Raw genomic sequence first — 13,899 nt, forward strand, 5'->3', positions numbered from 1 at the left:
CGCTGTTTACTTCCAGGCTGCGACGAGTTCTGGGCTACGCCAGTAAACCGAATGCAGCCATCCGCCCGCGTCGGCAATGGTGCTTGCGTTGGTCTGCACCTGGACATCCTGCGGCGCGCCGCCGTCGCTCAGGCGGAACACCGTGGCCGTAACGAATGCCAGCACGTCCAGCGGATGCCACAGATTGGTCCAACGCGCGATGGACGCTGGCAAGGCGACTGGTTGTGCGTGCTGGTAAGGTGCCAGGCCGTAGCGCGGCGTCATGATGTGGAAGAACGCGGGCTGGCTGCCGAAGGTGACGAGACGCTTGATATGCAGCGTGCGTCCGCACGCGCCCAGCGCGGCGTCCAGCACCAGCAGCCCGCCCAGGCTGTGCGCCATAACGTGTACCGGTTTGCCCTCCTTGCCCCATCCGTGGGCCTCGACGTCGAGTCGTGCGAACAGGCGTTCATGGATTTTCTGGCGGTTCTGGTGGTAACCCACCACGTCACCCAGCGTGAGCGCAATCGGCCCGGCTAGCTTGCCGCGCACAAACTGGTTGAGCGTGCCGCCCACGGCACCGGTGATCTTGCCGATCATCGCGTCGGCCGCAGTGATCACTGCCTTGACCGCACCTAGCACCGAAGACGCGAGGTCCGCGCGCACGGTGAAGGTATCGCTGCGAACGTTGAATGGACCGCCAGGCGCCTGCTCGGCAAGTGCGGCGGCGACCAAGTCACCCACCGCGTTAAGCACGTCCGGATCGGTCAAGTCTTTCACGAATGTCGATTGCGCCACCGCCTCGCGAATGGCCTCGTGCACGTCCGTTTGCGGATCGGCGCGAACGCGAATGCTGCCTTGCGCAGGCAACTCGCCCGTGACTCGTGCTGCGATGGCCTGTGCGGCGGGTTTACTGCCGTCCATCAGCGCGCGAGCGCGCGTAAGGTGCTCGTGGAAGTCGACACCTTCTTCGCTGAACGGGAATATCGCAGGCAGCGAATCCACCAGTCCGTCGCTGATGCCACCTAAGTCGCCCCAGTACACATCGATCAGCTTGTAGCGTTCGCCCACCTGCTCCTGCAGCCAGGAGCATTGCGCGAGGAAGTCTTCATGCGAGCGGTTCGCGATGCCATGTACAACGAGCAAGGGTTCTGCGTTCATGGTGCGGCTGCTCCCTGGGTTTGCAACACAGCATCTGGGTGGCCGAAGAAGGAATAGGCGAAGCGGGTCGGGTCGCCCGGCCCGCCGCTTTTCGCGCGGGCGCGCTGGAAGGCCAAGCCCAGCGGTTGCTGTCGCGCCTGTCCGTAGAACTCCAATGCGAAACTCGATGCGGTGTCGTCGCGCACCTCCCAGTTGCTGCCAATGAAGGCACCTGCACCGGCGTTGAGGAAGCGGGACGCCCAGCTGGTCGCGCCCTGCCACTGCACCGTGGGTGCAGCGCTCGCGCAGGCGTTGATGAACACCAGCGGTCGATGCTCCAGCACGCCCTGCAGCTGCGGCCCCAGCATGGATTGAGGGAACGGCTTGTCCAGCGAGATGAAACTGGCAGCCGCATTGCCATAGAGCACGTTGTTGTGCGCAGCGATGTGCAGCAGTCCCATACCCGGGCGCCGCATGCCGTTGTTGAGTTCTCCCACGGTTTTCCAGACGGCCTGTGAGGGAAATATCTTCCGTAGCTCGTCGATCTCGTCGTTGGCAGCTTGCGGTGCATTGGCCGGGATGACATACACGGAGGGGCCTGCACCGACATCGCCCGGCGCGCCTGCGCCAAAACGCCACCGGCTAACCAACCATTTGTCGGAAATGAAGCCCATGTCTGGCCCGTCGTTGACATAGGCGAACAGCAGCTCCCACGGAATCATGTCGTCATCGGAGACGATGTCCAGGCGGTCGATGCCGTTCCAGCACGCGATGAGCACGACCTTGATCTTGTCGGGTAATAAGCGGTTCCATAGTTCGGCTCCTATGCCGCTCAACATGCGCTCCACCTCGCCGGCACTGTAGCCGATTGTCCCTCGTGCAAGGTTGTTGGCTTGTGCCATTAATCTGGGCACCATTTCATCGAGCTTTTCGTCGAGCCGTAGCTCCGCGCTATGTATGCCGGTCGCATCGCCGAACAGCATGAACCTGTATGTGAGATCCGCTCGCGAATAAGTGACGGTCAACGTCGCCTTGCGCGCCACAAGCGGTGCTGCCGCAATGCCCGACTTCACGTCCTGCAAATCCGGCGCACCATGGTTTGCGATCATCATGCTGATGCGCAAGTCCCCGAGATACGCCTGATCTGTGCGTGCGCGCAGCACCACCTCGGCCGAGCCAAGCTCTGTGGCTTGCAGGGATATTTCTATTTCAGGCGACTTCTCGCCGGGCAGCACGCAAGCCTGCTGGCTGGCGGGGCCGAGCAACTTCAGCTTGCCGCCCACGATGGATTCCACAGTGACCATCAGACCGCTAGCCGGAATGGCAACCTCGGCCAATTGGGCGGATAGGCCTTCGCCTGGCGACACCACATCAATGCAGGCGATGATGGAGAACTTCGCATCGGGCACAACTACCGAGGGCGCGCGGGCGGTGAGGTGTCGCTTTTCGAAGCTCGAAACAGGGGCTACGCGATCGTTATGTCGCGCGAATGCGCCCTCGTCTGAAACAGAAGACTCTGATCCTGGTTCGAACGTCGCCGAGTAAGCCATACCGGGCGATGGCATGGGAACGCTTTCGAGGGAAATGCGTTTCCCGGTGGACATTGGAACCGTGTACGGCACGCTGGCATCATCCAGATATGCCATGTTCATTCTAGCCATATAATGCAGAATGAAATCTTTTTTCAGGATATCAAGCTTGCGGACGTGAGCTGAGCTTTCGCTCTGCTGCATTCGCAAACTCATGCGATGAAGATTTGTGAAATCATCCCAAATTTGCAGCCAATCGGCAGCGCCACGTAAGTGCAGCTTGTTCAGACTCGCGAAATCCTTCCTCAGTTGGCGCCGCAGCTCCGAATCGCCAGGAGAGTTGACATAGAGCTTTGCAGTATTGAGGTATTGATCCAGCATGAAGTTGAGCACCTCAGCTTCAATCACTCTTTTGCCCATGGACTCCTCCTAAGTCTGACGACATTTTGTAGCGCTATGCACTGCGTCGAAGGGCACAAAGAAAAAAGTCTGTGTCAGCCCAGACGACTCGTAATTAATTACACTCCAATGCTTTCAGTCCTTCCATCAGCCCCTCTGTTTCAAGCGCATGATCAGTCTTCCAAGCATTACTCAATGTGGACACGCAACGTACCTGGGTGCCCAGTCAAAGATCCGATCCGTCTTTTCCACCAGCATGAGACTCTGATAGCTGGCTTCTGGAGTGCAAATTCTGGCGATACCCAAGCCATACTAGTCTCGTCTATGAACAAGCGCTTTCAAAATTCTACCAAGCCGCAGAGGGTATTCAGTGGCTGGGGCAACTGGCCACTGAAACTCCGATTCATTTCGAGCAGGTAAGCGGTCTGCCCCTGAGGAATCCCCACAAATTTACTCGAGCACCTGAGCTTGTCGGTGAACCTCCTCACGTAGCAATAGCTCTATCTTCGCGAGCGCTGAGCAGGATAAATCGCTGGACGAGCGCCTGAGGTATTCGAGGCCGAGACGCCAGAGCGACAGTACGGTTTTATCCCCGGCGCTGTTGCTCTGAAAGCGGAATGACTTGCCTGCTGTGTGAGCCTGAGCCGGCCAAGTACAGCGCATAACATGCCAGTGCCGCGATCAGCGCTTGTCGGCCACTAACACCGAGGCCTAGCCATACCAACTGTCCCGCAGATGCTTTTGCATCTGATCCAGAGCATTTGTCTCGCTTTTGTGCAGCCCATTGCCCCGAACGATGATTTGCATATTGGCTTCCCTACTGCTGGCCTGCGAGCGACCTTAAGGCGCTAGAGACAAAAGTGCCTCCATGGCAACCTGTTTGCGTTCGACCACAGCTCCTGCTGGCTATTGAAACACTCTGTCGGTGTTGGCTTCAAACACTGGCAAAGCCTGTAAGCTTGCCCAGTCCAAAGACTGATGCAAATGGAATAGGAAAACAAACGATACAACTGATGAAGTATCAGCCTCTGCAATCAATACAGTTGTTCGTGCAATCGTCCTAGGTTACTGCATTGGCAAACAGCGCCTGACAGTAAACGGCTGTCAACGCCGACTAGAATCTTTTGGCCGAAATTTGCCACTGCTGATAGGCAGCTATGGATCGAAAGTCGCCTGACGTGAGTGGCTGATTTTGGCCGCTCTCCTCTGCCTGCCGTGCCTATCCCGCCCGAACGGCACGGAACTGGTTTAAGAAATCGGGAAAACCGTCATTCCCAGTGACTCACGAGAAACCATCTCAATGCGGCGTGCCGGACTCATATCCCACTCAGTTGCCAGTGCGTCTGCAACCCAAGACAACGATGCCATTCCGAACCTGAACGCACGCTAGCCGAAGGTTTTCATAAACGGCTCAGCAGACTGGCGGATTGCAGCGGCCACATTCGGAGCCTGCTCGCACAGCTCGATCGAGCAGGCCAACATGCGCTCCAGGGCTTGCAACTGCTCGCGAATGACCTCCTCCGGCCAAGCCACATCACACGCCTTGGCGAACTCCAGCAGCCCCTGTCGCGACGCGAACAATGATTTGTTGCCGACCAGATCCAGTGCCAATACGTCTTCTGGAATGTAGGCCGTGGTGTTGACGATGTCGTAGGCCGGCGCCAGCCGCGCATCGCGCTGCGTAGGGTCGGAATACAGCAGCCCGAAGTTCTTCAGGTGGGCGTCACCGTTCCCGACGATGCAGCTCAGGCTAACCATGGCAAATAACTGCGCCAGTGAACCCTGCACCTGCTCGGGCGGACAGAACAGCCGGATGGCCTTGGCGATGGCCGAATAGCTCTTGCTGTACTTCTGCTCCGCAGCCAATCCCATCAGTGCGGCCATATCTTCGAAGCCGATGGGATCGAGTTGTTCGTCCCGGTCGAAGCGGCGCATGACGAACAGCTTGGTGTTATCGGACAGGTAGAACTCCGGCACCGCAATCCCAGCCTCCCTGGCTACGGACATGCAGGGGAACTCATTGATCGCCAACCCCGGAAACTCGTCCCGCCCGCTCTTGATGATCAGGTCGGAGGTCTTCGGGGTAAAACGCTGTGGCGCGGTGTCCTGTTGCTCTGGCACCAGTACCTTGGGCTGCACGCCCGAGAGACCGGCACGCAAGATGTAACGAAGGGATTCGCCTCGATCCGCATCCACGACCTGAAACACACCTTCGGGAGAAGGCTCCGGGCAGCCGGTGTAACCGAGGAAGACAGACGGGCCCTGCTGGGCCACAAGAACGGCAGCATCACCAGTCACTACTCGGCGGCAGAGCTGGGAAAACTGATCGATGAGGCCAACAAGATATCGGCGACGGACTCGCGAGGGCCGGCGCTGACGATACTGAGGAGGAAGACAGGATGAAAAGTCCCGCAAAAGTCCCTGAAACGAAAAAGGCCAGCTCATCTCTGAACTGGCCTAAGTCGTGGAGTTATTTGGTCGGGACGGAGTGATTCGAACACTCGACCCCTTGCACCCCATGCAAGTGCGCTACCGGGCTGCGCTACGCCCCGACGATGCTACCGTGTTACCGGAAGCGGGATGGACTTTACTATAAGCTGCTGAATTGTGGAAGTTTTTTTTGCGATGCGATGCTTATTTGCGAAGTACGTGCAGCACATCTTCCAGCTCGGCAATCATCTGCCGGATCAGCTGCCTGTACTGGGTAGTGTCGTCCTTGGCTTCGTCGCCAGAAAGACGCTGGCGCGCCCCGCCGATGGTGAAGCCCTGATCGTACAGGAGAGCCCGGATCTGGCGGATCATCAGCACGTCCTGGCGCTGATAATAGCGGCGGTTGCCCCGTCGCTTCACCGGATTGAGTTGGGGAAACTCCTGCTCCCAGTAACGCAAAACATGAGGTTTGACGGCGCAGAGGTCGCTGACTTCGCCGATGGTGAAATAGCGTTTGCCAGGGATAGGCGGCAACTCGTCGTTATGACTTGGTTCCAGCATATGCCTCTACTCTGGCCTTCAATTTCTGGCCTGGACGAAAGGTGACGACACGGCGAGCCGTGATCGGGATTTCTTCGCCTGTCTTGGGATTGCGGCCCGGGCGCTGACGCTTGTCGCGCAGGTCGAAATTGCCGAAACCGGACAATTTGACCTGCTCGTTGTCTTCCAGCGCGTGGCGGATTTCCTCGAAAAACAGCTCCACCAACTCCTTGGCTTCCCGCTTATTCAGGCCAAGCTCTTCATACAGACGTTCCGCCATTTCAGCTTTCGTCAGAGCCCCCATACGCTACTTCCTTAACGTGGCGTTGAACCTTTCTTCCAGCGAGGTGATGATGTTTTGCGTGGTTGTATTCACCTCATCGTCGTTAAGAGTGCGCGATGGATGTTGCCAGGTCAAGCCGACGGCCAGGCTTTTTCTATGTGGATCAATACCTTTACCGTGATACACATCAAACAGCCTGAGGTCCGTCAACCATTCGCCCGCGGCCTCGCGGATGGTGGCGAGCACGGCTTCGGCCGGTTGTTCGTGGTCCACCAGCAGGGCCAGGTCGCGACGCACTTCGGGGAAGCGTGACAGCTCGCTGAACGCCGGCATGCGACCGGCGGCCACTTCCGCCAACACCAGTTCGAAGAGGAACACCGGCTGGTCCAGGCCGAGGGTCTTGGCCAGCTCCGGGTGCAGGGCTCCGAGGAAACCGACCGGGCGCCCTTCCCGCTCGATACGTGCGGTCTGGCCCGGGTGCAGGGCCGGATGTTCGCCCGGCACGAAGCTGAAGGCATCGGCGGCACCGGCATAGCCCAGCAACGCTTCGACATCGGCCTTTAGGTCGTAGAAGTCCACGCTTTCGCGGCCGTTGGCCCAGCCTTCCGGCAGGCGGCTACCGCTGATCACGCCAGCCAGCATGGCTTCCTGCTTCAGGCCTTCGAGCTGGCCGACGAAACGCAGGCCGCTCTCGAACAGGCGCACGCGCGACTGCTGGCGGTTTAGGTTGTGCTCCAGCGCCTTGACCAGTCCCGGCCACAGCGAGGAACGCATGGCGGCCATATCGGCGGAGATCGGGTTGGCCAGCTGCAGCGGCGCCACGCCCGGGTTGAACAGCTCGAACAGCTTGGGATCGATGAAGCTGTAGGTGATGGCTTCCTGATAGCCGCGCGCCACCAGCAGGCGGCGCAGCGCCGGCAGCTCGGCGCGGGCTTCGGCCTTGGCCTGCGGAGCCAGACGGGCCTGCGGATAGCGCACCGGCAGGCGATTGTAGCCGTACAGGCGGCCCAGCTCTTCGATCAGGTCTACTTCCAGGCTGATGTCGAAGCGATGGCTCGGCACGCTGACCTGCCACTGGCCGGCACCCTGAGCGCTCACGCCCAGGCCCAGCGCGGTGAGCAGGCGCTCGACCTCGGCACCGTCCATGTCCATGCTCAGCATCTGGCTGATGCGCTCGGCACGCAGGGTGATCGGCGCGACGTTCGGCAGGTCGGCGGCGCTGGCCACTTCGATGATCGGACCGGCTTCGCCACCGACGATCTCCAGCAGCAGCGCAGTCGCGCGCTCCATGGCGTTGCGCGCCAGCTGCGAGTCCACGCCACGCTCGAAGCGGTGCGAGGAGTCGGTGTGCAGGCCATAGGAACGGGCTTTGCCGGCTACCGAAATGGTGTCGAAGAAGGCGCTTTCCAGGAACAGGTCACGGGTCTTGCCGCTGACGCCGCTGTGCTCGCCACCCATCACGCCGGCGATGGCCAGGGCGCGATTGTGGTCGGCGATCACCAGGGTGTCGGCGCGCAGGCTGACTTCCTGGCCATCCAGCAGGACCAGCTTCTCACCCTCTTCCGCCATGCGCACGCGGATGCCGCCATTGATCTCGGCGAGATCGAAGGCGTGCATTGGCTGGCCGAGTTCAAGCATCACGTAGTTGGTGATGTCGACGGCGGCGTCGATGCTGCGGATGTCGGAGCGGCGCAGGCGTTCGACCATCCACAGCGGAGTCGGCCTGGACAGATCGACATTGCGGATGACGCGGCCCAAATAGCGCGGGCATGCCTTGGGCGCCAGCACTTCGATCGGGCGCACTTCGTCATGGACTGCCGCAGCCGGAGCGACGGATACCGCCGACACCGGAGCGCCGTAGATGGCACCGACTTCGCGGGCCAGACCGGCCAGCGACAGACAGTCGCCGCGGTTCGGGGTCAGGCCGATCTCGATGCTGGCATCGTCCAGACCCAGGTAGGCTCGGATGTCCTGGCCGACCGGGGCGTCCGCCGCCAGCTCCATCAGGCCACTGTTGTCGTCGCTGATCTGCAGCTCGGAGGCCGAGCAAAGCATGCCTTGGGACTCCACACCACGCAGCTTGGCCTGCTTGATCTTGAAGTCGCCCGGCAGCTCGGCGCCGATCATGGCGAAGGGTATTTTGATGCCGGCACGGGCATTGGGCGCGCCGCAGACCACCTGGAAGGTGGCGCTGCCGTTGCTGACCTGGCACACGCGCAGCTTGTCGGCGTCCGGATGCTGTTCGGCGCTGAGGATCTCGCCCACCACCACGCCGCTGAACTGACCGGCGACCGGGATCACGGCGTCCACTTCCAGGCCGACCATGGACAGGCGGGCCACCAGTTCGTCACGCGAAACCGCCGGGTTCACCCAGCTGCGCAGCCACTGTTCACTGAATTTCATGCTGTCTGTTCTCCTTGAGCGAATTCGATACGGGTCGTGCGGCCTAGCGGAATTGCGCCAGGAACCGCAGGTCGTTATCGAAGAACAGGCGCAAGTCGTTGACGCCGTAGCGCAGCATCGCCAGGCGCTCCACGCCCATGCCGAAGGCGAAGCCGGAATATTTCTCCGGGTCGATGCCGGACATGCGCAGGACGTTCGGGTGGACCATGCCGCAGCCCATCACTTCCAACCAGCCGGTCTGCTTGCACACGCGGCAGCCCTTGCCGGAGCACATCACGCACTGCATGTCGACTTCGGCCGACGGCTCGGTGAACGGGAAGAAGGACGGACGGAAGCGCACGCCCAGCGGCTTCTCGAAGAACACCCGGAGGAACTCCTCGATGGTGCCCTTGAGGTCGGCGAAGCTGATGCCCTCGTCGACCAGCAGGCCTTCGACCTGATGGAACATCGGCGAGTGGGTGATATCGGAGTCGCAGCGGTAGACGCGGCCGGGACAGACGATGCGGATCGGCGGCTGCTGCGATTCCATGGTGCGCACCTGCACCGGCGAGGTGTGGGTGCGCAGCAGCATGTTCGCGTTGAAATAGAAGGTGTCATGCATCGCCCGCGCCGGGTGGTGGCCGGGGATGTTGAGGGCTTCGAAGTTGTGGTAGTCGTCTTCGACTTCCGGCCCCTCGGCCACGTTGTAGCCGATATGGGTGAAGAACTGCTCGACGCGCTCGAGTGTGCGAGTGACCGGGTGCAGGCCACCGGAGGCTTGGCCACGGCCAGGCAGGGTCACGTCGATGCGCTCGGACGCCAGCTTCTCGGCGAGCAGAGCCTGCTCTAGCACGAATTTGCGGGCGTTCAGGGCATCCTGAACCTGATTCTTGGCGGCATTGATCAAGGCGCCGGCCTGCGGACGCTCTTCGGCCGACAGCTTGCCGAGGGTCTGCATCAGGATGGTAAGCTCGCCCTTCTTGCCGAGATACTGGACCCGGAGCTGCTCCAGGGTGTTCACGTCTGCGGTGCTTTGCACGGCCTCGATCGCTTGCGAGACCAATGCATCCAGGTTTTCCATGTACGGACTCCAGATACGAAATAGGGGAAGAGCTGTAAGGCTCTTCCCCTATCGGTGACGTTTGCACCGGGCGAGCCCGGTGATTGTCGGGGGACTTAAGCCAGTACGGCCTTAGCTTTCTCGACAATCGCAGCAAACGCCGCTTTTTCGTTCACTGCCAGATCGGCCAGAACCTTGCGATCGATTTCGATGGTCGCTTTTTTCAGGCCAGCGATCAGGCGGCTGTAGGACAGACCGTTCTGACGAGCACCAGCGTTGATACGAGCGATCCACAGAGCGCGGAACTGACGCTTGCGCTGACGGCGGTCACGGTAGGCGTACTGGCCTGCCTTGATCACAGCCTGCTTGGCAACGCGGAACACGCGGGAGCGCGCGCCGTAGTAGCCTTTGGCGAGTTTCAGAATTTTCTTGTGACGGGCACGAGCGATGACGCCACGCTTAACACGAGCCATGAGTAATTACCTCTAAAGTATCTTGACCGATTAACGAACGCGCAGCATGCGCTCGACTTTTGCCTTGTCCGACGGATGCATCAGCTCGCTACCGCGCAGTTGACGCTTACGCTTGGTGGACATTTTGGTCAGGATGTGGCTCTTGAAAGCGTGCTTGTGCTTGTAGCCGCCAGCGGTTTTCAGGAAACGCTTGGCTGCACCGCTCTTGGTTTTCATCTTTGGCATGTTTGGTACTCCGCATTCATTAACAACTGATAACCATCAGGCCTGCCAGTGCCCGGGAGGTTATTTACGCTTCTTGGGAGCGATGACCATCATCAGCTGGCGTCCTTCCAGCTTGGGATGCTGCTCCACGGTGCCGATTTCGGCGAGGTCGGCTTCGACCCGCTTCAACAGCTCCATGCCCAGCTCCTGGTGGGCCATCTCACGACCACGGAACCGCAAGGATACCTTGGCCTTGTCCCCTTCATTAAGGAAACGTACCAGGTTGCGTAGTTTTACCTGGTAATCCCCTTCTTCCGTCCCTGGACGAAACTTGATTTCTTTGATCTGCTGCTGGTGCTGGTTCTTCTTCGCGATAGCAGCTTGCTTCTTCTTCTCGAACAGGTGCTTGCCGTAGTCCATGATCCGGCAAACTGGCGGGACGGCGTCAGCTGAAATCTCTACCAGATCCAGCTTGGCTTCTTCAGCCACACGCAGTGCCTCATCAATCGAAACAATGCCAATTTGCTCGCCATCCGCGCCAATCAGGCGGACTTCACGCGCAGTGATGTTCTCGTTGATCGGTGCCTTCGGGACGGCCCGCTTGTCCTGTCTCATTTCACGCTTAATAGTGATTACTCCGAATCTTGGCGACCACGCCGGGAAACCGCTTGCTTGAGCTGTTCGGCGAACTGTTCCAGAGGCATGGAGCCCAGGTCGACACCTTCGCGGGTACGCACAGCAACGGATCGTGTCTCAACTTCCCTGTCGCCAATAACCAGCAGATAGGGAACCTTGAGCAAAGTATGCTCGCGGATTTTAAAGCCGATTTTTTCGTTTCTCAAGTCCGACTTGGCACGGAATCCGCTTTGGTTGAGGGTTTTCTCGACTTCCAAGGCGAAATCGGCCTGCTTGTCGGTGATGTTCATCACCACTGCCTGCACCGGAGCCAGCCAGGACGGGAAGGCGCCCGCGTAGTGCTCGATCAGCATGCCGATGAAGCGCTCGAAGGAGCCGAGAATCGCGCGGTGCAACATCACCGGGCGTTTGCGGTTGTTATCTTCGGCGATATAGCTGGCATCCAGACGTTCCGGCAGGTTCGGATCGTACTGCAGAGTGCCGCACTGCCAGTTACGCCCCAGGCAGTCCTTGAGGGTGAATTCGATCTTCGGACCGTAGAAGGCACCTTCGCCAGGCTGGTATTCCCACTCCAGGCCGGATTCGTTCAGCGCATCGGCCAGGGCGCCCTCGGCGCGATCCCACAGCTCGTCGGAACCCACGCGCTTGGCCGGACGAGTGGACAGCTTCATAGAGATATCGGAGAAGCCGAAGTCCGAATACACCTGCAGGGTCAGCTTGATGAAATCGGCCGCCTCTTTCTTCACCTGATCTTCGGTGCAGAAGATGTGCGCGTCGTCCTGGGTGAAGCCACGCACGCGCATGATGCCGTGCAGCGCGCCGGACGGCTCGTTGCGGTGGCAGGCACCGAACTCGGCCATGCGCAACGGCAGGTCACGGTAGGACTTCAGGCCCTGGTTGAATATCTGCACGTGGCACGGGCAGTTCATCGGCTTCACCGCGTAATCACGGTTTTCCGAGTTGGTGGTGAACATGTTCTCGGCGTAGTTCGACCAATGCCCGGAGCGCTCCCACAGGATGCGGTCGACCACCTGCGGCGTGCGCACCTCGACGTAGCCGTTCTCACGCTGCACCTGGCGCATGTACTGCTCCAGCACCTGATAGACGGTCCAGCCGCCCGGGTGCCAGAACACCATGCCCGGCGCCTCTTCCTGCAGGTGGAACAGGTCCAGCTGCTTGCCGATGCGGCGATGGTCACGCTTCTCGGCCTCCTCGATGCGCTGGATGTAGGCCGCCAGCTGCTTCTTGTCCGCCCAAGCGGTGCCGTAGATACGTTGCAGCTGCTCGTTCTTCGAGTCGCCACGCCAGTAGGCGCCGGAAATCTTGGTCAGCTTGAACGACTTGAGGAAGCGAGTGTTGGGCACGTGCGGGCCGCGGCACATGTCCACGTATTCCTCGTGGTAGTACAGCCCCATCGCCTGCTCATTCGGCATGTCGTCGATCAGGCGCAGCTTGTATTCCTCGCCACGGGACTTGAATACCTCGATGACCTCGGCGCGCGGCGTCATCTTCTTGATGACGTCGTAGTCCTTGTCGATCAGCTCGGCCATGCGCTTCTCGATGGCTGCCAGATCTTCCGGAGTGAAGGGGCGGTCGATGGCGATGTCGTAGTAGAAGCCTTCCTCGATCACCGGGCCGATCACCATCCTGGCGTTCGGATAGAGCTGCTTGACCGCGTGACCGACCAGGTGGGCGCAGGAGTGGCGGATGATTTCCAGCCCCTCTTCGTCCTTCGGCGTGATGATCTGCAGGGTCGCGTCGTTCTCGATCAGGTCGCAGGCGTCCACCTGCCGGCCGTCGACCTTGCCGGCCAGGGTGGCCTTGGCCAGGCCCGCGCCGATGGACTGGGCCACCTCGAGCACGGAAACGGGATGATCGAACGAACGCTGACTGCCGTCGGGAAGAGTAATGATGGGCATGGCGCCTCCTCTCCTAGTGGTGACCCCTACCAAAGGTCACGTGGGTTGGGATGAGCCAGGAAGCGATCCGGCGGCATGCCTGCCAGACGATGGCAGGAGCCTTGCGGCAACCGGAACAGACCGCAGTCACTGGAGGTAAACGGAATCGCGGATGCTTCCAGAAAGCCTGGGTCCTGGCAAGCAGCCAATAAAAAAGGGGTCGTATGAACGACCCCTTTCGGATTTGGTAGGCACAATTGGACTCGAACCAACGACCCCCACCATGTCAAAGTGGCCGCAACAGAGACCTAAGCCACTGATACCAAACGAAATTCTATCCGTTCGGCCTAGCGTGAAAGCGTGCACTCTACCATAAAAGAATCAATAAGTTAGCGCTCTATTTTCCCAATAGAACTCCCGCCCTTTCCCCCTCCTCGCCCGTTCTGGGCACCCCTCCCCCTCGAAAATCAGCGGTCAGCCTCCTCGCTTGCGATGCCAGCGCCCACCTCGATCCACATCTCCTCTGGCGCGTTCGGGGTGTTCAGCAGCACGACTTCAACCTCTTGGCCGTCCCTGGGCTCTGCTGGTCGGATGCGCGCCAGGCGGTATGCCGTGCTCGCGCCGCCTGTGTGATACGTGCTCTCGGAGCGATGAAACTCCCACAGCCCCCAGCCGCCCGCATCACCGAGCTTGCGCTCGAGCTTCAGCGTCCAGCCCTGTTTCAACCTGATCACCAGCATGCGCCACCCCTCTTTGCGAAACGGGGCATTCTACCGGTGTAGACGTGCGGTGCTGCTACTGGGTGGTGGCGGCCCTCCTGATCGCCTCGACCAGGCCGGCATGCCGGCGCTGGCATTCGAGGTACAGGCCTGCCATGGCCACGTCCGCCAGGGTCAGCTCGGCAGGGTCGGCGGTACCGTCGTCTGCGACCGGCACCTGTTGCGGC

Annotated in this window: 12 protein-coding genes, 1 tRNA gene and 3 pseudogenes; 1 reads left to right on the forward strand and 15 read right to left on the reverse strand. The window is 60.3% G+C overall.

Going from position 1 to position 13,899, the window contains the following annotated elements:
• Positions 1-6: 6 nt before the first annotated feature.
• The 4 genes and pseudogenes from N7640_RS07235 to N7640_RS07250 form a co-directional block, all read right to left on the reverse strand.
• Positions 7-1,140: a hypothetical protein gene (locus N7640_RS07235; protein WP_279902433.1), complete on the reverse strand. Its 1,134-nt coding sequence runs from the start codon at positions 1,138-1,140 to the stop codon at positions 7-9.
• The gene (locus N7640_RS07240) at positions 1,137-3,068 is read right to left on the reverse strand and encodes a CHAT domain-containing protein (RefSeq protein ID WP_279902434.1); all 1,932 of its coding nucleotides are present in this window, start codon (positions 3,066-3,068) and stop codon (positions 1,137-1,139) included. The genes N7640_RS07235 and N7640_RS07240 overlap by 4 nt, the downstream gene beginning before the upstream one ends.
• A gap of 429 nt (positions 3,069-3,497) precedes the next feature.
• Positions 3,498-3,732: pseudogene (locus N7640_RS07245) on the reverse strand (IS4 family transposase); the annotation flags it as partial.
• 701 nt (positions 3,733-4,433) lie between these two features.
• Positions 4,434-5,216, reverse strand: a pseudogene (locus N7640_RS07250) (HipA domain-containing protein); the annotation flags it as partial.
• A gap of 3 nt (positions 5,217-5,219) precedes the next feature.
• Between N7640_RS07250 and N7640_RS07255 the strand changes: the two are divergent.
• Positions 5,220-5,450 (forward strand): annotated as a pseudogene (locus N7640_RS07255) (site-specific integrase); the annotation flags it as partial.
• Between the two features lie 72 nt (positions 5,451-5,522).
• Here the strand turns inward: N7640_RS07255 and N7640_RS07260 are convergent.
• The 11 genes from N7640_RS07260 to N7640_RS07310 all read right to left on the reverse strand — a co-directional run bounded on the left by N7640_RS07260 (position 5,523) and on the right by N7640_RS07310 (position 13,889).
• Positions 5,523-5,599 (reverse strand) — tRNA-Pro (locus tag N7640_RS07260).
• An 82-nt stretch (positions 5,600-5,681) separates the two neighbouring features.
• Complete coding sequence (locus N7640_RS07265) at positions 5,682-6,038, reverse strand: MerR family transcriptional regulator (protein ID WP_220814194.1); 357 nt, start codon at positions 6,036-6,038, stop codon at positions 5,682-5,684.
• Positions 6,019-6,321 (reverse strand): integration host factor subunit alpha, encoded by a 303-nt coding sequence (ihfA, locus tag N7640_RS07270; protein ID WP_002553164.1) that lies wholly within the window; start codon positions 6,319-6,321, stop codon positions 6,019-6,021. The genes N7640_RS07265 and ihfA overlap by 20 nt, the downstream gene beginning before the upstream one ends.
• A gap of 3 nt (positions 6,322-6,324) precedes the next feature.
• Entirely contained in the window at positions 6,325-8,703 is a 2,379-nt protein-coding gene (gene pheT, locus N7640_RS07275) for a phenylalanine--tRNA ligase subunit beta (protein WP_279902435.1), read from the reverse strand.
• Between the two features lie 43 nt (positions 8,704-8,746).
• Entirely contained in the window at positions 8,747-9,763 is a 1,017-nt protein-coding gene (pheS, locus tag N7640_RS07280) for a phenylalanine--tRNA ligase subunit alpha (RefSeq protein ID WP_279902436.1), read from the reverse strand.
• Positions 9,764-9,858: 95 nt separating this feature from the next.
• Positions 9,859-10,215: a 50S ribosomal protein L20 gene (gene rplT / locus N7640_RS07285; RefSeq protein ID WP_068826439.1), complete on the reverse strand. Its 357-nt coding sequence runs from the start codon at positions 10,213-10,215 to the stop codon at positions 9,859-9,861.
• A 30-nt stretch (positions 10,216-10,245) separates the two neighbouring features.
• Positions 10,246-10,440 (reverse strand): 50S ribosomal protein L35, encoded by a 195-nt coding sequence (gene rpmI / locus N7640_RS07290; RefSeq protein ID WP_187806477.1) that lies wholly within the window; start codon positions 10,438-10,440, stop codon positions 10,246-10,248.
• Positions 10,441-10,500: 60 nt separating this feature from the next.
• Positions 10,501-11,052, reverse strand: a complete 552-nt coding sequence (infC, locus tag N7640_RS07295; protein ID WP_220814265.1) for a translation initiation factor IF-3 — start codon at positions 11,050-11,052, stop codon at positions 10,501-10,503.
• On the reverse strand, positions 11,052-12,974 hold the full coding sequence (thrS, locus tag N7640_RS07300) for a threonine--tRNA ligase (RefSeq protein ID WP_279902437.1): 1,923 nt from the start codon (positions 12,972-12,974) through the stop codon (positions 11,052-11,054). The genes infC and thrS overlap by 1 nt, the downstream gene beginning before the upstream one ends.
• Before the next feature lie 446 nt (positions 12,975-13,420).
• Positions 13,421-13,693 carry a hypothetical protein gene (locus N7640_RS07305; protein ID WP_279902438.1) on the reverse strand — a complete coding sequence of 91 codons (273 nt, stop codon included), beginning with the start codon at positions 13,691-13,693 and terminating at the stop codon, positions 13,421-13,423.
• A gap of 55 nt (positions 13,694-13,748) precedes the next feature.
• Positions 13,749-13,889, reverse strand: a complete 141-nt coding sequence (locus tag N7640_RS07310; protein WP_279902439.1) for a hypothetical protein — start codon at positions 13,887-13,889, stop codon at positions 13,749-13,751.
• Positions 13,890-13,899 lie beyond the last annotated feature (10 nt).

Origin of the sequence: Pseudomonas sp. GD04015, from assembly GCF_029837675.1 — a bacterium.
Taxonomy (GTDB): Bacteria; Pseudomonadota; Gammaproteobacteria; order Pseudomonadales; family Pseudomonadaceae; genus Aquipseudomonas; species Aquipseudomonas paralcaligenes.